The following is a 24,778-nucleotide window of genomic DNA, read 5'->3' on the forward strand; positions in this document are numbered from 1 at the left end:
TTAATAAAATGGTAATAAAAATGGAGGAATTAAGATGAAGAAAGTACAGAAAGGTTATTTGTTACAAGTTGTGTTGGTGATTATGTTAATGATTTTAATAGCGCTACCGGTTTCAGCTGAAACAGTAAGTGAAGAGTGGGTGCAGCGTTATAATGGTTTGGAAAATGGAATGGACTTAGCGCAGTTTGTAACGGTGGACTCAACGGGTAATATTATTGTATCAGGTATTTGTGGTTCAAACTATTGTACCCTGAAATATGATAATAATGGGACCTTGCTGTGGGAGAATGTTTACAGTGGAATGTCACTTGGTATAAACAGTCCTGTTGCTTTTGAAGTTGATGCTGATGACAATATAATTGTTACAGGTTTTTCAAAGGGTAATGGTACTAATTACGATTACGCGACAGTAAAATATGCACCTGATGGAACACTGTTATGGGAGCGTAGATATTCCGGATTAGGTGGCGATGCACAGGATATCCCAGAAGATATGACAGTAGATGCGGTGGGTAACATCATTATTACCGGATATAGTTATAATACTACATATGCTGATTCTGATTATGCAACATTGAAATATGATGCAAATGGAACACTAGTGTGGGAACAGCGATATGGCAGCCCTAATGCCAAGGGAGATACGCCTGTTGCTGTCATTACGGATACAGCAGGTAATGTCATTGTAACTGGCAGTAGTGATGGTGATTATTTGACGATAAAATACAATGCTGATGGCGCAGTTATGTGGGAGGAACGCTATGATGGCCCCGGTAATACTGGAGATGCGCCTGTAGCTATTGCTTTGGATGGTGCAGGCAATGTTGTTATTACCGGAATCAGCAGGGGCGTTGATACCATGAATGATTATGCTACATTGAAATATGATGCAGATACTGGAAGCATGTTATGGGTACAACGTTATGATGGCCCAATAAATTCTTTTGATATTCCTATTGCCTTGGCGCTTGATAGTGGGGGCAATGTTGTTGTCACGGGACGTAGTATCCGTTCAGGAGGGATGGATCCCTTTGGTGATAACACGGATTTTGATTATGCCACTGTAAAATATAGTCCCAATGGTACGGAATTATGGGTGCAGCGCTATAATGGGCCTGCCGATTTTTGGGATTACCCACGTACCATGGTACTTGATTCAATGGATAATATAATCGTTACCGGTAGCAGTGATGGTATTGATAGTATGCATGACATTGCTACAGTAAAATATGGCCCTAATGGCTCAGAATTATGGGTGCAACGTTATGATGGCCCGGGACATGATAACGACTACCCCAATACCATTATAGTGGATGGTGCAGGCAATACAGTTATTGCCGGGTGGAGTGTAAATAATAATAATAGTGATTTTGCTACCTTGAAATATGGTTCTGACGGAACGCTATTATGGTCACAGCATTATAACGGTTTGGCAAATGGTCATGATACCATTGGTGAAAAGGGAGTGTGTCTTGATGCTGACGGGAACGTATTTGTTGCCGGGATGAGTGATAACAGCGATTACAATAAAGATTTTGTGACAATAAAATATCTGGTTCAGAATAATTCTCAGCCTTCTGTTCTCACAATATCCCCACCTTCAGGCAAGTATCTTGTTTTACAAGATTTTGATATGGCCCTTATTGTTGAAAGCCTTGACAATACGGCTACTGTAACGAATGTTACGCTCAATGGTTCGGATTTAACAAACCAATTTAATGCTTGTGCTGTTAAAGGAACAATTACAGCTATTGGAACAACATTCAGGTGTCCCAATCTATCAGGAAGTATTATTGGTGAAGGGACTAATAATGTTAGTTCTACCATTACACTAAATGACGGCACGACAATTACTGATTCGGCAGTTTGGCAGGTTATCCAAAACACAGAGCCATAAATTATTAAAGCAAAAAAAATTGAGAATTGCTTGTGAATTCACAAATCAACCACTCCCCCGCAAGCAGCGGAGTGGTTGATTTATTCAAAGGAGAAAAAAATGGAAAAAAATATACTAAAAGGAAAAGATCAAAAGAGGCAGAAAAAAAGAACTAGATTTCTGGTTCAATTTATTACCTTGTTTATCATCACATGTGGCTTATCACTTCCTGCCTTTTCGGCTACGCCAATTATAAGTTCGGTTTCACCTGATCGGGAATTCAATAACATTTCTACTGATGCTACCATCACAGGTGAAAACTTTGAGCAAGGGGCAAGAGTCAGTCTGTTGAATGCCGGGCCGACTTCTTTAGGTTCCGTCGATACACCGGGGAGTACGGAGAAAGTTCATGTGTCAGGCAATTATGCTTATGTGGCAGATGGAACCGCAGGCATTCAGATCATCGACATAAGTGATCCGGCGAATCCCGAATTAAAAGGTTCTTATGACACGGGAGATGCCAGCAGCATTTATGTGTCCGGCAATTACGCTTATGTAGGAGACTGGAATGATACGCTTCTTCATATTATTGATATTAGTGATCCGGAAATTCCAGTCAGGGTTAGTTCCACCTTCACATATGGGAACGTGAGAGATATAGTTGTTATCGGAAATTATGCTTATCTGGCTGCTGATGCTCTTATAACTTTTGATGTGAATAATCCCGGTTTTCCGAGCATTGCCGATATGGATGATACAATCTGGGCAGAAGGAATCCACGCTTCAGGCAATTACCTATATATAGCAGACTATTATGGTCTTCAGATTTATAGTTTAAGCAATCCCCGTAATCCGTCATTCAAAGGCAAATATGACATAGAAGGAGAGTGGCCTCTTGCTGTCCACGTATCCGGTAACTATGCCTATGTAACAAATGACGATACAGGACTTCACATTATTAATGTAAGCGATCCTGTAAATCCTGAATTTGCAGGCTACTACAACATGCCAAGTCCTGCATGGGATGTCTTCGTATCCGACAATTATGCCTATGTGGCTCAGGGGTCCTCTGAAATTCAGGTTTTCGATGTAAACAATCCTGCCAGTCTAAGACTTACAGGCTCTTATGATACACCCGGCTTTGCCGGCGCCATTAATGTCTCCGGCAATTATATGTATGTTGCCGATGGTCATATGGGGCTTCAGATCATTCGTCCCAATGGTCCTGTAACCAATGTAAATGTTCTCGACTCTACAACCATAACAGCAACTTTCCCGAACCCGCTCATAGAAGGACCGTATAATATACTTATAACCAATCCGGCAGGTGAGAAAGGAATACTAAATAATGGATATCAGGCTATAGGCCCTTCATCAGCAAATACTGATATTAAAGCAAATAATTCTGACGGACCACTTGTCATTAATGAAGGAGACACCCTTAATCTGACCATTTCCCTCAATCCGGGCGAGGCAGCAGGATACGAGTCTGATTGGTGGGTCTATGGAGTGTCAGACGCTATTGGAACCTATTGGTTTCAAAACGGTTCAGGCTGGAAAAAATCCGACATACCTCTCCCCGCCTATGAGGGGCCTCTCTCTGCTGTTACAAACTATAATATACTGGAAACATTAACATTACCTACAGGTGTATATGATTTTTACTTTGAGGTAGATGAAAAAAATGGCCTTAAAGAAGGGACCGTAACTGATAAGGTAAATGTAACGATTCAGTAAGCGTTTTATAAGTTTCAAAAAAAGCAGCAGTTTCAGGGAATCGCAAGTGGGTATAATTCTCCATTGTAAAAAGGGGGGGGGCAGGGGGGTGATCTATAAACATGCTATCACTGATGTTACTCTTTTCTGCCGATAAAACAGCTATTCTCATGAAGGTGCGAAACTTGAGTAATAAGTTATACCGTATTGATACATATATTCTCAATGCACTAACTTCTATATCTTTTACAGCAAGAGTATTTATCGATATAAATATCTCTTCCAAACTATTTCAATTCTTAAAAGGAAAAAAAAATGGAAAAACTTTCAACCCATTATCCGAATTTGTTTTTTATGCTTTTTATTCTCACTTTTATACCGACAAGTTCTCAGGCTAATGTCACTTTTGAACATCAGGGCAGTTATCAGCGGGGCTCAGGTCCTGCGAGAGTATTGTTTGAAGATTTCAATGAAGACAGAAAACTTGATATGGCGATTACCAATAATTCAATTCATACTGTTTCTATTTATCTGGGTAATGGAGATGGTTCATTTCAATCGGCAAAAGATTATTCCGCAGGACTTTATCCCTGGGCTATTTTATCAGGAGATTTTAATAAAGACGGTAAACTGGATATTGTAACTACTAATAAGGATGACACATTTACCGTCTTACTTGGATATGACAATGGAACCTTTTTACCGGGAGAAACGGGTGGGAATACAGGTACTGCCCCTTTATCGATTGCATCAGCCGATTTTAATGGTGATAAGAAACTCGATATTGTAACAGCAAACAAAGGGACCGAAGGTAGACCCGATAATCCATCCGTATCCCTCTTTTTAGGTAACGGCAATGGAACCTTTACAACTTCATCCATACCGGATTATAAAGAAGATTTGCCTTATTATTATGCTTATGAAGTAAATACGGCTGATTTTAATAAGGATGGCAAGGCAGATTTGGCAATAACATATTTCTGGGGTAGTGAAATAGCTGTTTTTCTGGGCAATGGTGACGGAACTTTTAATTTTGTCTCGTCTCATAATATATCTGATCATTATACCTTTTACAGTGATGCGCTTACTATAACGGATATTAACCACGATGGGATTGAGGACATGCTTACAATACCCCAATCTGGAACGGGCATTGTTTTGTTAGGCCACGGGGATGGATATTTTACGGAGACGATCTGGAGTGCAGAGATTGCCTCCTCCAGTCAAACTATGGTTTTATCCGATTTTAATTGCGATGGAAAGCACGATATGGCTATGGCAGGAATAAACGAAGCTAATATTAGACAACTTAATATTTATACGGGCAATGGTGACGGCACTTTTCAGCAGGGCCCCACTTATATCGAACCGACTTATTTTCGTGATAGCAATAAAAATGCATCAATTGATGCGGGAGATCTGAACGGCGATGGAAAGAATGATATCGCCATGTTAAATTATAAAAGTGACAGAGTTAATGTTTATCTTAATACAACTTCTCCGTCAGTGGAACTCTGTTCCGTTACGGCGGATATCAAAGCAAATGGTTCAGACGGGCCGCTTTCTATGAATGAGGGGGAAATGCTTGATTTGACCATCTCCCTCGATCCGGGAATAATGGAAGGTTTCGACGCAGACTGGTGGATTTACGCCGAATCGGAACTAATGGGAAAATATTGGTACCAGTATGGGAGTGGATGGATCGCATCGGAGACGCCCATTCCTGCTTATCAGGGCCCCATTACATCGGTGACAGACCTTAATGTTTTCCACATGCCTACTTTGCAGGCCGGTAACTATGATATATATTTCCAGGTAGATGAAAGAAACGGTATCAAGGAAGGGGCAAGAACGGATACGGTAAAAGTGACAATTCAGTAAGTGTTTTTTTAACTTTAAAAGAGGCAGAAGTTCCACAGGAACTTCTGCCTCTTTTAATTTACCTTTAATCCTGGAAACAGCAGTTGGATCATGGTTTCTGGCGCAATCTCTTGATTCCACAGCACTTTCAAAAAATACCCGCTTAAGCTGCGGGTGAAGCTAAGATTTTTTAAAAACACTGTGAAACCAATATGTTACACTATAAATCCATGTCAACTGCCGTTTCTAGGTTAATAATTTTTAATAAAGTTAGTCTTTCATCACAGGTACGAATCAGTTTACTTTTTATAGCGTTGAAAAAACTTGATACTGAAAGAAACTATTTGATTTTCATACTCCTCCCATGAATAGCTGGAGTGATTTGAAGTATAACTATAATCGAGAGAAAGCTTTAACCAGGAATTAATGATTGAATAAACTTGTAAACTAAAAATGTCTTCCCTGTCCTCTCTTGTTGATAAGAGTGAATCCTTGTTAGCCAAGGCAAAATCGGGATTGAGGCCATAGAGAAATACCACCTCGATAGGCCAGGGCAGACGATCATATTCTGTCTTTTCTCTCCTGTAAAATAGAGTTGCTTTAACCTTCTTGTAGATATTAAATCTCCCTGAAAGAAAGAGGGCCTCATAATGATAATCAAATACGGAAAAGTTGGACTCATTTTGTCCGTAGTCGACTCCCAGACTGATCGATTTTGAAGGGGAGAAAGAATAGCTTAGCATCAATTCATTTTTGTAATAATCTTCTTCAATGGGGTCGATTGTCTCAAATAGCCTCTCTTCATACTCTTTTTTAAACGTTAATTGTGAAAAGGTAAGGTCAAATTCATTAATCTTTATTCCTGCAAAGGGTTTTGTGGCAGTGCTTTTATAATCCATATAGCCAAATTTTCTCACCTGGAATTCTTCATGAGAGGCACTTACCCCTATACTCAGGTTGTAAGGCAGCGCATAATTCATAAAAAGATTAGCGCTGTTTTCCCTGGTGTTATAGCTTGTGTACTTGGAGTAGAAGTGTTTCTTTATTGAGTAGCCGGCATTGATATACAAAGTGTCTGAGGGGTTTAAAAAAAGACTTAATGCCGGTTTTCTGGATGTAAAATAATCATCCACGTATAGAGACCGGATTAAAGTTCTTGAAACGATTTTTCCATCCAGTGTTTCATAGCCATCACTTATCTCTATTGATGGAATAACCTTCCACACATATTCGCCATAGGCAGGCCCTGAACAGGTAAGGAGCATTATTAAAAGGAGAAAAGATATAAGGTTATACAATGTATTTTTTATCAGGTCACTTTGATCGAAGTCTATTTATCATCTGCTGCTGATTTCTCTTGCGCTGCATACGAAATCGCTTAATTTTATTCCTGTAGCGTTTTTTCTCCTCTAAGCTCATATTTTTCCACTTCTTAAATAGCTTTCTTAATTTTATCTTTTTTTCAGCCGGCAGTTTTTTGAATTTCTTCCATTTTTCCAGTATGGTGACTCTTTTTTCCTTCGGCACTTTTGAGAACCTTTTGAAATTTTTAAAGAGCTGTGCCTTCTGTTCATCTTCAAGCTTGTTGAATTTCCTGAAATTTTTACGGAGAGTCTCTTTTTCTTCATCTGAAAGACTTTCCCATTTTTTCAGATTCTTTTTATTTACAAATTTCTCTGTTTCATCCCCGGTTGCAATATGAGGAACTGAAAAAATAAACAGTGCTAAAAGCAAGAAAATGCCCGGGCAAGATGAATTTAAATTAAACATCATCATCTTCCTCTTCTTCCCTATTATATTTTTCAACAATGTCATAATCTTCAAGCATATCCATCATTTCAATCAGTTCAAGGTTGTTGATTATATCAATATCTTCTTGAGACAATAATTCCACTTCATTACCCTGTTCCGCTACCTCTTCGGCCTTGACTAAATTGATTGTTGATAATAGCAGGATGAGGCATAAAAAAAAAGCGGCGCTTCTCCCTCTTTTCTTCAAACCGGTCATGCTACATACTTTCTATTAAATCAAGTTCGTCCATATCATCAATAACCATGAGCAGTTCTATATTATCAATCATTTCAATGTCATATTCAAGCATTGCCGTTTCCATCATTCTCATCTCTTTATTACCGGTCATTGTAAAGAGCGCAACTGCACATGACAAAACTATTGTTGCAAGCGCCGTTTTTGCGGGGAATAAGGTAAAGAAGGGTTTTCTTTTCTTTTTCTTTATTTTTTCATCAAGGCGATTTATAAAATCTGTTGATGGATCGATATCTTCGATGAGGGCGAGTTTCTCCCAGGCGCCGGAAAATGCCTCAAATTCTTTCCTGCATGATTCACAGCCTGACAGATGTTTGTTCAGCGCCAGCCTTGATTTCTCATCAAGGCTCCCCTCTAAATTATGAACAATCATTTTTGCTGCTTTTTTACAGTCCATTTTTCTCTCCATTAATTACACACTTTAGAAGTTCCTAAAGTTTCTCTTCCCGGGCAAGTTTTTTTTTGAGATTGTTCATACCCCTGAATATTAACGACTTAACGGCAGGAATAGAAATGTTCATCGCTTTTCCAATCTCATCATACGAGAGTTCTTCGTACCTTCTTAGAATGATGGCCATTTTTTGTGATGGTGGAAGCTGGCTTATGGCTTCTTTTACCTTGTCGATTATTTCCGCTTCATTGTCTGACCCCGAATACTGCGATATGGCCCCAACCTCACTTTCCAACTTTTTTTTCAGTTGAAACAAGCTTCTCACCTTGCGCTTTCTCAGTTCATTGAGACAGGTATTAACGGTTATCCTGTGCAGCCATGTGGAAAACAGGGCTGTACTTTTATATTTATTTGCCGATTTATAAACTTTAAGAAAAACGTCCTGGGCAACATCTTCGGCGTCATCCCTATGAGAGGAAAAAAATCGATGCGCAATATTGATAACCCGTTTCCGGTGCTTTTGAACGAGCAGGTCAAATGCATTTTTGTCACCGGCAGCAAAACGGTTCATCAGTTCGCTATCAGGGTCTATCCTGTTATCTATGCTGGATTCCTTCGTCATTCAGGTAGAACAGATCGACCTTTCTGCGGTCTTCTTCCATATAAAGAGTTAGAGAGTCATGTTTATAAAAATTAAAGAAAAGACTTTACCCTTTCCTAGCAATTAGGGACGGGGATCAATAGGAGTACCATGGGGGATGGCAACCGTTTAAATGGTTAGCCCCGGGTTAAAATAAACATTCCCTCCCATTTCTTTCAAAAAAATCAAAGGAAGCTACATTGTAAATTGCATTAAAACACTAACTAGTTTTCATCGGTCAAGGGTGCTTTTTCGCAATCTCTACGTCAATCTTCGGTTTTGCTTGTGCGATGTACAGCAGTACATCTCCGCGCAAACCCTTGATTTCCTTGACCTTGCAAAAAATCCCTCCTTTCCGAATTGAAAACATAGTTTGATTTATTATAGTTTCTGGATGGACACTAACTAGTTTTCATCCGGAAAGGGTGCTTTTTCGCAATCTCTACGTCAATCTTCAGATTTGCTTGTGCGACGTACAGCAGTACGTCTCTGCGCAAACCTTTGATTTCCTTGACCTTGCAAAAAATCCCTCCTTTCCAAATTGAAAACATAGTTTGATCCACCATAGTTGACCGATGGATACTAACTATAATACATCATCATTTACATATTTAAAGAATAAAATGACATATCACGCTATGTTGCTTTGCTTGTCTTCTGAGGCAGGTCCTTCGAAAGGTTAAGGATGACCGGTTGAGGGGAGAGAAGATAAAGTAATTTTTACCCTGGAGTTGAGAGAAAAGAGGTCGTCTTGTCGTGCTCAAGGGGAAAACCCTGGAAGAAGAAAAAGTTACTTTTAAGAAAATCTTTTATTTCTTCATTATCACCCCTCCCTTGATTAGGGACAATAGAAAAGCGGTTTCCCGATCAACTTCAGCAAACAAAGTAGTATAAAAAAATACAAAAATAGCAACCTTTTATCAAGTTGAAGTGTTTAAAAAATCATATATGAAAATAATAAAAGCCTTCATCCTCGCATCTTGATTTGAATTGCAGACACACCTTTAAGGCAGTGTCCGACAGGCTCCTGGAAAGGAAGTTTAGATGAAAAACAAACAAAAAAATTTTCTTCACCTCTTTTTCTTTTTATGTATTTTACTAATACCCTCTTGCAGTTCTCAATCAGGCAGTTCAGGTAATGGTTCTCCTACAGATAACACACCACCCACAGCGCCCGGCATTCCCCTGGATGAAGGACATTATACCGAAGTTAACACCATCTGGTTAAACTGGGCTGAAGCGGCAGATTCAGAGAGTGGGATTTCAGGATATCGGCTGGAGGTGAAAAATCAGAGTGATGCAGTCATTTTTGATAGTCTCATCGGCAATGTATTGAACTATAAAGTTAGCGGTACTGAGGGCGATACCTTGACTGCCAGGGTAGCCGCCATTAATGGGGAGGGCCTTCAGGGGGATTGGTCTGCAGTTTCCGACGGCATAACACTATGTGGACAATATGCGGCTTGCCTTTCAGGGACCCTCTTTGTTTCAACTGCGGGAGATGATAACAATGATGGTCTTTTCCCGTCTACGCCCTTTCTGACGATAAATAAGGCAGTAAGTGTTGCAGGGCCCGGTGATGTTATCGACGTTGCCGCAGGAACCTATAAAGAGCAAGTCATGATTCTTCAGAGTAATGGCCATGGTGGTGATTCTGCGGCGCCTCTTCTTTTGCGGGGTAATGGTACTGCTAATATAGATGGGAGTGAAGTTCTTTCTCCATGGACAGATCTTGGCATTATGACTTCAGGAACGGCCCCTTGCCACCTATGGTCAACACCTTTTAACCCCGATAATTATGCTGAACTTGCATTTCAGGACGGCATTAAAAGAGCGCCCACTCAACTCTTCATAGATGGAACGACAAGGTTAGACCTGCTGCCTGAACCGGCCAGTTTCAATAGCGGTGATGCCCTTACTGAAGTAGAGGTACGGAATGAAGCGCTGCTGGCATCTCAACTGAGACCCAATACGTGGGCATGGATTGAGAGCAGTAATGAAGTCAAGGTTTGCCTTGCCGAGGGTGATCCCATAACAGACCATGTTATTGAGATTCCTGTGCGTAATGCCGCTATCGTATCCGATGCGGGTTATCTCCATGTGAGCGGATTTATAACAAAGCGCCAATCGGTCTACGGTATTGTTGTAAAGGGGGATTCGACGACAAAGGAGGTTGTCATTGCCAATAACCGGGTGAGCTTTGTCAGTGGATCGAGGGAATACAGAGATTCCGATCTTGGCCCTGCTTATAAAGTATGGGAAAACGGAATCGGTATTGGCGCCAGTGTAGAGGCACAGGCGTCAATTATATCTAACCATGTGTCGGACATATCCTATGCCGGTATTAAGTTTGCCAGAGCGCCTTCGGCCCTGACCGAGTACACCTATATGCGGGTAGCAGATAATATTGTAGAGCGGATTACCCCTCATCCCTATGGTGTCAGCCGGGAACATGAATCAGGTGAAGCGCTTGCCGGAAGCAATGGGTCCCACTACGACCTCATTGAAAATAATACAATATCAGACACAGAATATGGTATCTGGCTGGACTCGGCTTTTGACAGTCCTTTTGGTGGCACAGGCTACGCTACGGTAAGTGAAAATAATATTTCCAATACACATACAGCCATTTTTTTTGAAAGAGCAGCCCATCACCCCACTGCAATGAGAAATCTTATTACTAATACAAAGTTCGGAATTCAACTGGGAACTTCATTCCAATATACTCAGGAAGCGGACCCAAGCAATCCCTTATACGATGTTAAATACGGCAGGGTAGTCAACAACACCATTATCGATGCCGAGATAGGAATCAACATCTCTTATGCATCTCATGCAGAAGTCTTCAATAATATTGTCTATAGCAGCAAGGTAAATGCCATCGGCACTTTAATCAGGGAACATACCATTACCATAAATGACGCATCCGGAAATTCTTACGGAACGGTAAATAATAACCTCTATCATCTGACTGCTTCAGATAAACCGGGCTGCTGGATGTATTTGAATGTCTGTTTTTCTAACATGTCATCATGGTATGATCAAAGCGGCTTTGATATGGATTCCATTGATTCTGATCCCCTCTTCAGCAATTTAACAGGAGGCGATTATTCTCTGGCAGTGGATTCACCTGCCAGAGACTCAGGTACCGATGCGGGACTTTCTGATTATTGTAACCGTCCTGACATAGGCTATGCTGAATTTCTCACAGGGGCTTGTTTGTGATAATCCTGAAAATAACCGCTCCATCATGACTACCCTTGTTTTTATACCTTAAAACTGCATAATAACGGGTAATGTGTCATGACAAAATTTATCATTTTCATTTGCATTAACTTGTTATTCATATCCGCTAATCCATCTTTTGCAGAAACTGACCTTGTTCAGTTTGCAAAGGCACTGACTGCCCGGGATTATGATGACAGGCTTCCATCAATACCGATTGAACAATGGTTGTCATCGACATTGCCAAAGAACTGCGTTGCCTACTGGAATGAGAACATTACCGCTTGTGGTGAGCAAACGGGAAATCCCTCCATTGACCGGGCAAGAGATTTACCGCTTTGTGCAGCAGTAGAGCTAATGTCTGACTACACATTGAGGGGTTATCTTTTACTTTTTGTTGCCACAGAGAAAAAGGGCAAAATAAAGAAACCTTCTTTTTATTTCGGATACATTAAATCTAAAAACAAAACCATATATATTAAGAAATTGGGTGAAATAAAAAAGCTGGGAGATCCGGGCAGATCCCGGCCTGCGAAACAATTTGCTCAAATTGACGAAGAAGAATGTATTTTTGACCAAAAAGAACAATTGTTGGAGTACAAAAGATTAGAAAAACAATATGCCGGAAGTGAATATATTGAGAATGAATATAAACTTGTCATTCCAAAAGGAAAGAATCAGGTTCACCTGCGTAAAGGAGGGTGTGTTCATTACGGGATGACCATAGAACTTGTTCAGCCTAAGACTGATAAGTACCGGGTTGATAAACCTTTTTTTTCAGAAGTTATCTCTCTTCTTGAAGCATACGGTCAAGACATGGTTGATATGAAATTATTAAGAAAGTTACTGGATGACAAACAATGGACCGACATGTCCAATGAAAGCGGCAGATACTTTTTTATTAATTATGAGGACTATACATCCTTTGAGATATATGAAAGAAACGATGACTCTCAAACAATTATTGGCGTTAATTTTTACAATTGAAAAAGCGGGAAGAACCGGACAGAGCCCGGCCTGCGAAAGTAAGATGTTTTTTATGAGGAAAAGGAGTAAGATTGGCGGATAATACTCAAAAAGTGGTGTTACCCCAACACGGCATAATAGCAGGAACAAAAGATCATGAATTCCAGGCTCTATATTACAAATCGGGAAGATTGGCGCACCTGGCTTGAGGAAAATCACCTCAAGGAGAAGGAAGTTTGGCTGGTTTACTATAAAAAACACACAGGCACGCCCCGGATTCCTTATGATGATGCCGTAGAAGAAGCCTTATGCTTTGGGTGGATCGACAGCATAGTCAGAAGAATCGATGATGAAAGATATATGCAAAAATTCTCACCCCGAAAAGATAAAAGTGACTGGTCTGAGTCGAATAAGAAGCGAGTCAAAAAATTGATTGAAAAAGGGCTGATAACTCAGGCAGGGTTAGAAAAAATAGAAGTTGCAAAAAAGAAGGGAAATTGGGATAAAGTTATTGAATCAGCAAGGCCTTATGAAATGGCTGTTGAGCTGGACCAGGCCCTGGCTTCAAATAGAGCGGCAAAGGAGTTTTTTAATAGCCTTTCTCCTGCATACCAAAAACAGTATATTGTTTGGATTGCAAGCGCTAAAAAAGAAGAAACAAGACAAAGACGGGCGAAAGAAGCTTTGGCTATGTTGATTAAAAAAAAGAAGCTTGGTTTAAAGTGAATTTATGGCATAACAAGCATCTATTACAGAAAATACCGGGGGGAACACAATGAACATTCTTAAGAAAATTGAGTTGGGTGTATTGGTCACTATCACCATCGCAATGATTAGTTTCGCTTTTTGGCTGGGGCGCCTTGATCAGAGAGTGGAAAATCTCGACCAGCGTTTGAGTAAGTTAGAAACGAATCCCAAAGCACTTTTGGATCAAAACCCGATACCGGCAAAGGTGGAAGCGATGCCTCCATCAGTAACGCTTACCATTGCATCAAATATTGATCTGAACCACGCACCGTTCAAAATTGGAGTCAACGGTACCGTAAAGAATGCGACGCAGTTCTATACTTATATCGTCGTTGATGACGGGCATGCAGAATGGATCCAACCTGGACTGGGATTCAACCGTGATGGCCCTTTTTATTCATCTGCCCACCTGGGGATCAAAGATGGCAATCCCTCCTTGAACAAATGGTATAACGTATTTGCTGTTGTTTCCGGTGAGGAACATGAGAAGTATCAACATCTTAAGCCGGACTCTATACTTGCTCGAACAAAACCAACCCGAATATACAGAACACAATAAATTTCTTCGAGAGTATTGTGCCGGCTCAATAATTCGATTACTTTTTTAAGTTGATAGAATGGATTCCCGCCTTCATCCCAAGGGCGCTTTGTGACGACCTTTGGGCGCGCGGGAATAAGAGTATGGCTGAGAACTATAAAGAGCTTTCAAAATGTGATTCTTTGACAATTCATTGGACTGAGTATGGCCGAAATGATGAATTTGAATTGAAGCAGGTCTGGGCCTTTGACAAAGACCAAAAAGAAGGCTATCTTTAATATATGAATATAAAAAAGGTGATTATCGTTGTCACTGCTGTTGCCTTTCTGGCAGCCTCACCGCTTGCGTCCCTTGCAGAAACGAGAGTGTACACTTCCATATCCGTTGCCGGTGTCATAGGCGGCGGTGTGTACTGGTACTTCTCTGCCGGCACCCGCCTCTCCAAAAGGGACAGGGATCATGGATATGCATTACTCTCCGGCAGAAAAATGCAGCTTCAGCCAAAGACCGGGCATGAAGAGAATTCTGCCGACAATTTGACCTTCTACCTTCCCCTTTACAGTATCAAATTTTAATCATGTATTTCGCAAGGCCGCAAAGAAAAACGATAGGTATCTTGCAAAATCTTTGCGCTCTTGGCGGCTTTGCGAGAAATCTGCATACACTTGTTTGTTTCTGTACAAGATAGTATTCCAGCTTTTTTACGAATGGACTCAATGAAAGCTCGCAATGTAGAAACTATGAAAGCGATTGTATATGAAAAATACGGCCTGCCCGATGTTCTTCAATTAAAAGAGGTAGCAAAGCCTGCTCCCAAAGATGATGAAGTGCTGGTAAAAGTTCATGCCGCATCGGTAAATGACTGGGATTGGGGCTTGCTTAGAGGCAAGCCCTTTGTAAATCGCTTAATGGCCGGCTTTCCAAAACCGAAAAAAATAAAGATACCCGGATGTGACATAGCGGGGTCTGTTGAAGCGGTGGGCAGTAAGGTAAAACGGCTCAAGGCGGGTGATGAGGTGTTCGGAGACATTTCGAGATGTCATTTTGGTGGTTTTGCCGAGTATGTTTGTGCCCGTGAAGAGGCATTGACGCTGAAACCGGCGGGCATGACATTCGATGAAGCGGCAGCCTTGCCCCAGGCGGGCATACTGGCCTTGCAGGGTCTTCGCCATAAAGGGCATATTCAGCCGGGACAGAAGGTTTTGATTAATGGTGCCGGTGGCGGTGCAGGCACCTTTGCAATACAGATAGCCAAATCCCTGGGGCTTCATGTGACAGCTGTGGACAGCACAATAAAACTGGAGAAGATGCGCTCCCTCGGCGCAGAACATGTCATCGACTACACAGAAGAAGATTTCACCAAAAATGGACAGCACTATGACCTGATCATCGATATGATGGGATTTCATCCCTTTTTCGATTACAGGCGTTCATTGAGTCCAAAGGGCCGCTATGTATTGGTCGGCGGTTCCTCACGCCTATGTAACGAGGTTGTATTTCTGGGTCCCTGGTTTTCAATGACAGGGAGTAAGAAAATGGGACTGCTCTTGCATAAAGCAAACAAGGAGTTGGAAGATCTGATAGCGCTATTTGAGGCCGGCAAAGTTAAACCGGTCATAGACAGACGTTATCCTTTAAGTGAGGTTCCTGAGGCGATGCGCCATTTTGGATCAGGGAAGGTGGTAGGGAAATTGGTTATTACTGTGGCCTGACAAAGCAAGCGATGCATTTGGTCGTTATGTGGTTTAATTGATTGTTGAATCCTCATCCTCCGGGCGGGGTGAGAGATAAAAGGCTTTCACCCTCACCCCAGCCCTCTCCCATCAAGAGAGAGGGGGATTTAGAACTAAATTAGCCCATTTCAGGGCCGAAGCAAGGTTACGCCCGTTGGGCGCAGATTCTTTAATTTATAGTAAAAACAGATAAGAAGTCGCTCAAGGAGAAAAAGATATAAAAGCGCTTGTATACACAAAGTACGGACCACCGGAGGTTCTTCAGCTTAAAGAGGTAGAAAAACCTGTCCCCCAAAATAATGAAATACTGATAAAGGTACATGCCACAACAGTAAATAGAACCGACAACGCAACAATCAAGGCAATACCATTTTTTGCAAGGCTCGTAACAGGTCTATTCAAGCCCAAAAAACAAATTCCCGGAACTGAATTTGCCGGTGAGATTGAAGCTGTCGGAAAAAATGTTTCGACTTTTAAAGCAGGAGATAATGTTTTTGGATTTGATGACCAGGGTTCTGAATCTCATGCCGAGTATCTGGCAATATCAGAAGATAAGGCAATAACAATACCCGAAGGTATAAGCCATGAGCAGGCGGCAGCGAGTGTTGAAGGCGCACATTATGCTTATAATTTTATTAATAAAGTGAAACTCGAATGCGGGCAAAAAGTGCTCGTCAACGGTGCAACCGGAGCTATCGGTTCGGCGGCAGTCCAACTCTTAAAATATTTTGATGTAAATGTAACCGCAGTGTGTGATACAAAAAATATTGAACGGGTAAAATCATTAGGAGCCGATAAAGTCATTGATTACACAAAAGAAGATTTTACCCGTGATGATCAAAAATATAACTTTGTCTTTGATACCGTCGGCAAAAGTTCATTTTTTAAATGCAAACACTTGCTGCTGCCGGGAGGTGTTTATATTTCATCAGACCTGGGTTATATGTCTCAAAACATTTTCCTGCCACTCATCACACCCATTATAAAACCGTTGATTGGAAACAAAAAAACCGCAGCGCCAATCCCTGTAAATATTCCAGGAAGTCTGCTTTTAATCAAAAAGCTCATTGCCGAAGGAAAATTCAAGGCAGTAATAGATAGAAAATATACATTGGAACAAATTGTCGAGGCCTATCGCTATGTTGAAAAAGGACAAAAAACAGGAAATGTCGTCATAACTGTGGAGCATAATAATAAACATGGCTAGCAATATCCATTATGAATATGATGCGGAGATCAATGGCTACATTGTTCGGATGCCCGCCTTTGTCCGCTTTGATTCACTGAATGAGTGGTTTGAGATGTTTAACAGGGAGTTATCGTCAATCCCATCAAATCAACCACTTGTATTGCTCATAGATACAAATGAACATAAATTTGAATCAATTCAATGCCTTAAAAGCCTAAGAGAGTTTTTCATAAATAATAAAGTTGTCAAAAAAAGTGGTGTTAAAGCGGCTTTTGTCGGGCCGGGGCAATATATGGAACCTCATATAAAGTCAGACCTGGAGGCATATTTTGATAGCTTTGATGAGGCTTACAGCTGGTTAAAGAAGTAAACGAAATTCGCGAATTTTAGGGAAATAAAAAAATGGAAATCTCAATTATTACAAATTTAAGTGATAATCAGATCAACCCGCTTACCAACCTTCCTTTCATAAAGCCCCGGAAAAAACTCACTGCGGCAATAAACGCTCACGCCACCCACCCCCTCAACAATGACAATCTCCTTCCTGCAAAAGAAAAAGCGCCAGATAAGCCCGCTAACCATCATAATAAAAGCCGCCCATATCCATGGAAAGCCCGGATTTTTGACAACTTTCAAGTCACCCCAGTATTTCACCTCTTCTATGCTGATTTTGAGACTGTCAAAATCTGCCGCCTCCCCTTCCCTGATGAGCCCTGAATAGACGGGAAGCCTTCCCCTGTAGACCCTGAGTCCAATAACAGGGTTATTCCTGTTCATGGAGCGGTTGGTAACGCTTTCATCCTTGATAAGGGCATCGGGGTAGTAGGCGACAGAGAAACGGTGGGGGTAACCGGAAACTTTAAAGACCTCTTCCACGCCGGGCATAAAAACATTGAGAAGCTCCATGCCGCTTGCCAGTTCCCTGCCTTTCTGGTCCGTCAATAAATAGCGAAAGGCGTAACCGATACCGGCAATACTTACCCTGGCGCCGTCCATCCTGACAGGAGAGCTTAGCCAGGCGCTTTCCTTTGTTCCATCGTTGAGGGTCATATCAGCCCTCAGATCGGTAAAAAGGAGTTCATTGCCCCAGAATTCGGGGTTTATGGAATTGAGATTAAAATTGATGTCCGGTAAAGCGGCATAAAGTGACCCTGTCGTCGATTGATAGGATTGCTCCGCTCCATCAAAGTTTGTCCCCTCGGCAACAAGGGCCTTTCCGTCAAAACGGAATAAAAGACTGATAAAAATCCCGGTAAGCAGGAAAAAATAACTCACATGAAAAAGAAGGTTGCCCAAAGGTGACCCTATTCCTTTAAAGGCATAAATAATTTTTTTCCTCTCCTCTTCATGGGTAGTTATGCTGTAAGACTTGGGGAGCCCGGCTTCGAGCTTGTCTCCCTTTGCAGGGTGATCACGAACAAACACCCATCGATGAAGATCGGACAGTGGCGGACTTTCCGGCCTGCGGAGCCTTCGAATAATAACAGGCAGCCACTTTATTTGACAAATAAGGAGGTTCATAAAAAAGAGCGCATAAAGAACGACCATGGGAAGCAGGGTCTGAAAGGAATCGAACCAGCTTTTCGGTACGAAAAGAGCAAATACATATGAAATCAGTGAATAGGTAATAGCCGTAATGAAGATAAACAGGGAGAGTCCCCGCGAACCGGCCCGGTCCCAGAGTCTTTTAGCGACCCCCTTTTGCCTTCCCTCGTTTATCACTTAAGCTGCTCCATAGCCTCGATATTCATAACATCGTAGCGGCTGATAAGCCAGCTATCCCCTGCATGGTCGAGAACGTAACTCATGGAAAAGACAGCCGGCGGAAGAGACCTTATGAGGGAATGGTCACCGGCGCTCAGATAGCTCACAGTCAAAACTTCTTTTGTAGAAACCCTCAGCTTATCCGGTCCAATGCGCACTACATTCCGGAGCCAGAAATCACCGAAACGGTATGCGGCAACCCTGCCGTCACCCCGGAGAAAAGCAATCTCCTCTTTCAATTCTGCCAACAAATCATCACTTAAAGGTAACCCGGCAAATAGTGATTCTTGAGGATTGAGATAGGCAAGGGGCAAAATGTTGTGATAGTTTTTCAGGATTTTTTCGATCTGAAAGGAATCAAAAGGTGTGAGGTCCTTGCCGGTTTTGTTCAGGAAAAGATGTTCAAATTCGTCGGCGAAGGCAAGGAGAAAAAACAGCAGCACCGAACCGGCAAACATGAGGAGTGTTTTTTTTAAGGCCGTCATATCAGCTGTGATAACCTTTTCTCTCTTTTCATGATTCTGTCGAAAAAGCGCTTAAGCTGCTTTTAGGACAATAGTGCAATGTTACCAAGGTTCTTCTTTTATGCAATAGAAAGAGCGCTTTTACTTATTTAATTACAAAGGATGATTGTGGTTTAAAATTCCCATCCCCTTTCCAAGATGATGAAAACCCCTTTTCATGCTCTCACGGACAAAGTCTTTTCCCTCTTTAACCGCCCGTATCATATGAGAACCACCGGTCAGACCGGCAGCAATGGCCGAAGAAAGGGCGCATCCCGTCCCCCTGAACTCCCCGCCTCTTATTCTTTCCCCCTGGAATATTTCATATCCTGCGCCATCATAGAGAATATCGATGGCCTTGCCCTTCAGGTGCCCTCCTTTGACCAGCACATTTTGGGGACCCAATCGGGCAATGATCCTTGCCGCCTCTTTCATGTCGTCAGGGCCTGTAATTTCCATTCTTGCCAAAAATGAGGCTTCTTCAATATTAGGCGTCACCAGATGAACACGGGGAAAGAGTTTTTCAACCAGGGAATCGATAGCATTATCATCAATAAGCATGGCGCCGCTGCTGGACCGGATGATGGGGTCGAGGACCACATTTTTTGCCTTTACCTCATTTATGAACTCACTCAAAAGGGTGATATTTTCCCGTGAAGAAAGCATGCCTATCTTAAGACTGCCTACGGGAATATCGTTGTAAATTGCCCGAAGCTGACTTTCCACGACCTGGCCGGGAAGGGCCATAACATGACTCACAGCGCAACTGTTTTGGGAGGTAATGGCTGTAATGACGGACATCCCGTAAACACGGTAAGCGGCAAAAACCTTCAGGTCCGCCTGTATGCCTGCGGCGCCGCATGGGTCGGAGCCCCCTATGGTGAGCGCTGTTTTAACCTGCATTGCAACGATCTATAATATTAATTATATCTGAAGTTGTTTTTTTTGCATCTTTTGCGTCTGCAATGGCTGAAATAATGGCTACGCCGTCGGCTCCTGCCTTCAATAGAGAAGGGATTTTTTTTTCATTGATTCCGCCAATGGCAATTAGCGGGATAGAAACCTTCTTTCTTACTGCCTCCAGGGCATGAAGTCCCTTTTCCCGGCGGGCATCTTTTTTGGTCTTCGTCGGGAAGAGGGGGCCAAAGCCGATGTAGTCAGCCCCGTCACGGCAGGCGTCAAGCGCCTCTTCCACATTATTTGTCGATATGCCGATCAGTTTTTCCTTCCCCAATAGCTTGCGTGCTTCCCCAAGAGGGAAATCATCCTGTCCGAGATGCACACCATGAGCCCCCGAAAGGAGGGCCACATCGACACGGTCATTGACGAGAAAAATCGCATGATAGTGATTGCATAAGGAGGCCATCTCTCTGGCGACAAGAACAAAATCCCGGGCAGGCAGAGCCTTGGCTCTAAGCTGCAGGAGCCTGCAACCGCCCTCCAGTATACGCCTGGCCAGATCCAGGGGATTAGCGGATGAATCGTCGACAATGGCATAAAGCCCACCTATGGCCGAAAGAGACAAGCTTATTTCCCGTTAGAACCCTTCCTGATATCAAGAAGGTCCATTTTTTTCTTGAGCGTATTCCTGTTAATGCCGAGGACTTTAGCCGCTTTGATCTGGTTCCAGCGGCACTTTTCAAGGACAAGCCTTATAAGCGGTCTTTCCATCTGGGAAAGGACCATGGAATAAAGACCTTCCGTATTGTTCTCATCAACAGCCGCAATAAGGGGGGTCAGCTTAATGCGCATAATCTCTTCAAGGGATATCTCGTCAATACCGCTGCCGGGATGATCTTTATCTTCTCTTAGCCTTGACGGAAACTCTTCGGGCATGATAGTTTCAGACCTGGAAAGGACGACGGCCCGCCTCATGGTGTTTTCAAGTTCCCTTACATTTCCCGGCCAGGAAAAAGCGTTTACTATCTTCATTGCCTCATTGGAAAGATATTTTCTTGGCATATTGAGTTCTTTTGAAAAGGTCTCAAGGAAGTATTCCACCAGAAGATGAATATCACCTCTCCTGTCTCTTAAAGGCGGCATTTTAATGTTGACGACATTGAGCCTGTAGTAGAGATCTTGACGAAACTTTCTTTCTTTGACGGCCCTGGCCAGGTCCTGGTTGGTGGCAGCGGTGACTCTCACATCGATTTTTATGGGGGCTGTTCCTCCCACACTGTCCACCTCCTTCTCCTGAAGCGCCCTTAAAAGCTTCATTTGAAGGTCCATACTCATATCGGCGATTTCGTCAAGAAAGAGCGTCCCTCCCCGGGCAAGCTCGAATTTCCCCGGCTTTCTCCCTGTGGCACCGCTGAAAGCCCCTTTTTCATGACCGAAAAGCTCGCTTTCAAGCAACTCTCCCGGTATGGCGGCGGAATTAACGGCCACAAAGGGCTTGTTTTTCCGCTCACCGCTGTTGTGGATTGCCCGGGCAATCACTTCTTTGCCTGTTCCGCTCTCACCTTCAATGAGTACCGTCACATCGCTTCCGGAAACCTTGCCGATGGTCTTATAAACCTTTTGCATGGCGGCGCTCTTACCGATAATATTTATCCCGACTTCATAGCTTTCCGCCGCCATACCGGGCCTTGCAGTCTCCAGGGAAATGTTCCTCGATTCAAAGGCCTTGCCTGCAATGTCTTTCACTTCTTCAATATCGAAGGGCTTTGTAATATAATCATAGGCGCCGAGCTTCATGGCCTCGACAGCATTTTTCATTGTATTCTGGGCCGTCATGATGACAAAGCAGGTATCGACCTTATTCTCCTTTGCCATCCGGAGGAGTTCGAGACCATTAATGTCGGGCATGATGATATCGACAAAGGCAAGGCCATAATCACCGTTTTTCAGCAAGGCAAAGCCCTCCTTTCCTCCCGACGCAATGGAAACCTTGTAACCGTTCTTTTCGAAGGTCTTGCGAAGGACCCACCTCATGCTGTCATCATCATCGATGATCAATACCTTGTCCGACATAAATTACCTTAATGGAAGGAGCACTGAAAAAATACTCCCTTTTCCTTCCTCACTTTTCACTTTTATACTGCCCCTGTGTTCCTTTATTATCCTGTGAGAGACAGAAAGACCCAGCCCGGCTCCGCTCCTTTTTCTGGTAAAGAAGGGGGTAAAAAGCTGCTTCACATCTTCAGGGGACATCCCTTTCCCTGAGTCCTCCACATCAATAGAGATCATTTTAGAAACATTTCCCTCTCTCTCGTGGATCATAAAATCACTGACCACCCTTGTCGATATTTTCAGCTTCCCGGCGCCATCCATTGCCTCACAGCCATTTTTTATAATATTAATAAAGACTTGGGAAAGCCTTTCACTGTCACCGGGAATGGGGGGGATACTGGGGTCGTATTCAGCCGTAAAATACACCTTTTTTCCTTCTTCACTCCTCGATATGAGGGCTATTACGGCGTCGAGAATCTCGTAAATATTAATCTTCCCGAGATTGAGCTTCTTCGGATTGGAAAAGTCGAGCAGGTCTTCAAGGAGGCTGCTTACCCGTTCCGATTCCTTAATAATAACTTCTGTATAACTTTTCAGCTCTTCATGAGCGTCAATTTCCATCTGTAAAAGCTGGGCCGATCCCTTTATCCCCCCGAGGGGGTTTTTTATTTCATGGGCAAGACCGGCAGCAAGAATCCCTACAGAGGCAAGACTGTCGGAGCGCCTTACATCCTCCTCAAGTGATTTAATGCGGCTTATATCCCGCACCAGGAGGGTTATCCCTTTTGTCTCGCCGTTCCTGTTGAGTACAGGTGAGGTTGTCAGCGAAACGGGAAGAACGCTGCCGTTTCGTTTGACAAAAAGGGTATCATAATCGGAAAAGACCTGCCCCGTGGCAAGTGTCTTTTCCAGCTGTTCAACAACATGAAGATTATGGGCAAAGACCTCCTTCATTCCAGAGGAAAGGGCTTTTTTCTTTGATATGCCTGTTATTTTTTCTGCAAGCGGGTTAAAAAGGGTAATTACGCCCAACCTGTCAAAAACAACGATCCCTTCTTCAATGCTGTCTATAATGTCTTCATAGAGGCTATCTTCTTCCATCATAAGTTCAGGAAGCCATGGCCATGCCCGGCCCTTCTTCACTATAGTCGGCATCGGTACAGGAAGAGCCCTCGCAAGAAAAGAATTTTTCTATGAGATCCTTAACTTCTTCGAGAGAAAGAGACTGGTTGATAATGCGCCTGAAACCGGCAGCGCCTTTAATGCCCCTGCTATACCAGGCAAGATGCTTTCTGAACAACCTGAGTCCCCTCACTGTTCCATACTTTTCAATAACAAGGCTTAAATGGAGAAGCACCTTTGCCTTTTTTTCGTGAAAAGAAGGTTTATCATAGTGCCAGTTTTTGAGATAAAGGGCAGACTCTCTGAATATCCAGGGGTTTCCCATAGCGCCACGGCCTATCATTACGCCGTCGCAGCGGGTTTCATCAACCATCCTGCGGACATCTTCAGGCGACCTGATATCGCCGTTGCCAATGACGGGGATGGAGGCCTTCTCTTTTAGCAGGCCGATGAGGGACCAGTCGGCCTTCCCTCCAAAGGCCTGGGCCTTCGTTCTCGGGTGGAGTGCAATGGCATCAACGCCTGCCGACTCGGCCACATTGAGTACTTCCCTGACGACAATGGAGGAATTATCCCAGCCCGATCTTATCTTTATCGTCAGGGGGAGAGTAATCCTCTTTTTTACGGAACCGACAATGGCTTCAATTTTTTTTAGGTCTTTAAGAAGCGCCGAACCGGCGCCGGGGCCGACCACCTTTTTAACGGGACAGCCCATGTTGATGTCGATAATATCTGCACCCGATTCTTCCACAATGGCCGCCGCTTCCGCCATACTATCGGGCTCTGCGCCAAAGAGCTGTACCGACAAGGGTTTTTCATCATCACCGATAGAAAGAAGCGCCCTCGTTTTGGCGCCTCCCATAATGAGGCCCCTGGCGCTCACCATTTCGCTGACGACAAGCCCGCATCCCTCAGCTGTCGCCATGAGCCTGAAAGGAAGGTCCGTCACGCCGGCCATGGGTGCCAGGATAAGATTATTCTTTAGTTTTACATTTCCTATCTTCATAAATCTGCCTAACTTTTAGGCATTTTATCACAAAAGCATCTTATTGCAAGGGTTAATCGGCTCTGCCCGTGATAAGATAATAGTTTAACTGCCGGCTGACAGCTTATTTTTCAAAAACAGCTGCCCTTTCCAGGTTATAGGGAAGGAATATGCTTATTCGATGGGATAGCGCCGGAGCAGAGGTAAATGCAGTCAGCCCGCTATATACAAGCCGGAAATCAAAGGTTCTTTGATAGGTAAAGCGCGTAATTACCTGCTGTTGTAGTCGTCCTGGAGGGGAGCTTTAATATTGCGTGGCTAAGACCCCTTTTTTTCATTGCAACGTCCTTTATTGTATCAGGGTTTACTCCAATCTCTTTCAGGAAAAAGGCATACTCTTCCTTTGCCCTCACCTTTGCCTCGTGGAGCTTCATCTGGATCCTGCTTTTCACGTTAACTTCCCCGTCTCCAGAGGTTTCAATGGGGATAAATAACCCTTCTTTATAATCATTCATCACCCATTG

Annotated in this window: 25 protein-coding genes; 12 read left to right on the forward strand and 13 right to left on the reverse strand. The window is 43.0% G+C overall.

Annotation, left to right across the window (positions count from 1 at the left end):
- Positions 1-34 precede the first annotated feature (34 nt).
- From OEV42_12895 to OEV42_12905, 3 genes are all read left to right on the forward strand, one after another.
- Positions 35-1,897 (forward strand): PQQ-binding-like beta-propeller repeat protein, encoded by a 1,863-nt coding sequence (locus OEV42_12895; protein MDH3975171.1) that lies wholly within the window; start codon positions 35-37, stop codon positions 1,895-1,897.
- A 99-nt stretch (positions 1,898-1,996) separates the two neighbouring features.
- Positions 1,997-3,613 (forward strand): hypothetical protein, encoded by a 1,617-nt coding sequence (locus OEV42_12900; GenBank protein MDH3975172.1) that lies wholly within the window; start codon positions 1,997-1,999, stop codon positions 3,611-3,613.
- A 294-nt stretch (positions 3,614-3,907) separates the two neighbouring features.
- The gene (locus OEV42_12905; GenBank protein ID MDH3975173.1) at positions 3,908-5,473 is read left to right on the forward strand and encodes a VCBS repeat-containing protein; all 1,566 of its coding nucleotides are present in this window, start codon (positions 3,908-3,910) and stop codon (positions 5,471-5,473) included.
- A gap of 278 nt (positions 5,474-5,751) precedes the next feature.
- Here OEV42_12905 and OEV42_12910 read toward each other — a convergent pair whose 3' ends face one another.
- From OEV42_12910 to OEV42_12930, 5 genes are all read right to left on the reverse strand, one after another.
- Positions 5,752-6,750, reverse strand: a complete 999-nt coding sequence (locus OEV42_12910; GenBank protein ID MDH3975174.1) for a hypothetical protein — start codon at positions 6,748-6,750, stop codon at positions 5,752-5,754.
- A 153-nt stretch (positions 6,751-6,903) separates the two neighbouring features.
- Positions 6,904-7,080, reverse strand: coding sequence for a hypothetical protein (locus tag OEV42_12915; GenBank protein MDH3975175.1), 177 nt, complete (start codon positions 7,078-7,080; stop codon positions 6,904-6,906).
- 134 nt (positions 7,081-7,214) lie between these two features.
- Positions 7,215-7,460, reverse strand: a complete 246-nt coding sequence (locus OEV42_12920; protein ID MDH3975176.1) for a hypothetical protein — start codon at positions 7,458-7,460, stop codon at positions 7,215-7,217.
- Position 7,461: 1 nt separating this feature from the next.
- The gene (locus OEV42_12925; GenBank protein ID MDH3975177.1) at positions 7,462-7,896 is read right to left on the reverse strand and encodes a zf-HC2 domain-containing protein; all 435 of its coding nucleotides are present in this window, start codon (positions 7,894-7,896) and stop codon (positions 7,462-7,464) included.
- 34 nt (positions 7,897-7,930) lie between these two features.
- Complete coding sequence (locus tag OEV42_12930; protein ID MDH3975178.1) at positions 7,931-8,512, reverse strand: sigma-70 family RNA polymerase sigma factor; 582 nt, start codon at positions 8,510-8,512, stop codon at positions 7,931-7,933.
- Between the two features lie 1,062 nt (positions 8,513-9,574).
- On the opposite strand from OEV42_12930, the gene OEV42_12935 reads away from it, so the two are divergent.
- The 9 genes from OEV42_12935 (at position 9,575) to OEV42_12975 (ending at position 17,298) form a co-directional block, all read left to right on the forward strand.
- Positions 9,575-11,755: a DUF1565 domain-containing protein gene (locus tag OEV42_12935; GenBank protein ID MDH3975179.1), complete on the forward strand. Its 2,181-nt coding sequence runs from the start codon at positions 9,575-9,577 to the stop codon at positions 11,753-11,755.
- A gap of 78 nt (positions 11,756-11,833) precedes the next feature.
- Positions 11,834-12,742 (forward strand): hypothetical protein, encoded by a 909-nt coding sequence (locus OEV42_12940; GenBank protein ID MDH3975180.1) that lies wholly within the window; start codon positions 11,834-11,836, stop codon positions 12,740-12,742.
- 339 nt (positions 12,743-13,081) lie between these two features.
- Positions 13,082-13,447, forward strand: a complete 366-nt coding sequence (locus tag OEV42_12945) for a YdeI/OmpD-associated family protein (protein MDH3975181.1) — start codon at positions 13,082-13,084, stop codon at positions 13,445-13,447.
- Between the two features lie 49 nt (positions 13,448-13,496).
- Positions 13,497-14,027 carry a hypothetical protein gene (locus OEV42_12950; GenBank protein ID MDH3975182.1) on the forward strand — a complete coding sequence of 177 codons (531 nt, stop codon included), beginning with the start codon at positions 13,497-13,499 and terminating at the stop codon, positions 14,025-14,027.
- 122 nt (positions 14,028-14,149) lie between these two features.
- Entirely contained in the window at positions 14,150-14,284 is a 135-nt protein-coding gene (locus OEV42_12955; GenBank protein ID MDH3975183.1) for a hypothetical protein, read from the forward strand.
- Positions 14,285-14,287: 3 nt separating this feature from the next.
- Entirely contained in the window at positions 14,288-14,581 is a 294-nt protein-coding gene (locus tag OEV42_12960) for a hypothetical protein (protein MDH3975184.1), read from the forward strand.
- 165 nt (positions 14,582-14,746) lie between these two features.
- Positions 14,747-15,718 (forward strand): NAD(P)-dependent alcohol dehydrogenase, encoded by a 972-nt coding sequence (locus OEV42_12965; protein ID MDH3975185.1) that lies wholly within the window; start codon positions 14,747-14,749, stop codon positions 15,716-15,718.
- 238 nt (positions 15,719-15,956) lie between these two features.
- Positions 15,957-16,946 (forward strand): NAD(P)-dependent alcohol dehydrogenase, encoded by a 990-nt coding sequence (locus OEV42_12970; protein MDH3975186.1) that lies wholly within the window; start codon positions 15,957-15,959, stop codon positions 16,944-16,946.
- Entirely contained in the window at positions 16,939-17,298 is a 360-nt protein-coding gene (locus OEV42_12975; protein ID MDH3975187.1) for a hypothetical protein, read from the forward strand. Before OEV42_12970 ends, OEV42_12975 begins: the two co-directional genes overlap by 8 nt.
- Positions 17,299-17,354: 56 nt before the next feature.
- Here the strand turns inward: OEV42_12975 and OEV42_12980 are convergent, their stop codons facing one another.
- The 8 genes from OEV42_12980 to OEV42_13015 all read right to left on the reverse strand — a co-directional run.
- The gene (locus tag OEV42_12980; GenBank protein ID MDH3975188.1) at positions 17,355-18,650 is read right to left on the reverse strand and encodes a cytochrome c biogenesis protein ResB; all 1,296 of its coding nucleotides are present in this window, start codon (positions 18,648-18,650) and stop codon (positions 17,355-17,357) included.
- Positions 18,647-19,177, reverse strand: a complete 531-nt coding sequence (locus OEV42_12985; GenBank protein MDH3975189.1) for a hypothetical protein — start codon at positions 19,175-19,177, stop codon at positions 18,647-18,649. The genes OEV42_12980 and OEV42_12985 overlap by 4 nt, the downstream gene beginning before the upstream one ends.
- A gap of 132 nt (positions 19,178-19,309) precedes the next feature.
- Positions 19,310-20,098, reverse strand: a complete 789-nt coding sequence (gene thiD / locus OEV42_12990) for a bifunctional hydroxymethylpyrimidine kinase/phosphomethylpyrimidine kinase (GenBank protein ID MDH3975190.1) — start codon at positions 20,096-20,098, stop codon at positions 19,310-19,312.
- Positions 20,088-20,720: a thiamine phosphate synthase gene (thiE, locus tag OEV42_12995; GenBank protein ID MDH3975191.1), complete on the reverse strand. Its 633-nt coding sequence runs from the start codon at positions 20,718-20,720 to the stop codon at positions 20,088-20,090. Before thiE ends, thiD begins: the two co-directional genes overlap by 11 nt.
- Positions 20,721-20,722: 2 nt before the next feature.
- Positions 20,723-22,168, reverse strand: coding sequence for a sigma-54 dependent transcriptional regulator (locus tag OEV42_13000; protein ID MDH3975192.1), 1,446 nt, complete (start codon positions 22,166-22,168; stop codon positions 20,723-20,725).
- Positions 22,169-22,171: 3 nt separating this feature from the next.
- Positions 22,172-23,302: an ATP-binding protein gene (locus tag OEV42_13005; protein ID MDH3975193.1), complete on the reverse strand. Its 1,131-nt coding sequence runs from the start codon at positions 23,300-23,302 to the stop codon at positions 22,172-22,174.
- Complete coding sequence (gene dusB / locus OEV42_13010; GenBank protein MDH3975194.1) at positions 23,256-24,275, reverse strand: tRNA dihydrouridine synthase DusB; 1,020 nt, start codon at positions 24,273-24,275, stop codon at positions 23,256-23,258. Before dusB ends, OEV42_13005 begins: the two co-directional genes overlap by 47 nt.
- A gap of 218 nt (positions 24,276-24,493) precedes the next feature.
- On the reverse strand, positions 24,494-24,778 hold a 285-nt coding region (locus OEV42_13015; GenBank protein ID MDH3975195.1), incomplete at its 5' end, for a hypothetical protein.

Source organism: Deltaproteobacteria bacterium, from assembly GCA_029860075.1.
Classification (GTDB): domain Bacteria; phylum Desulfobacterota; class JADFVX01; order JADFVX01; family JADFVX01; genus JAOUBX01.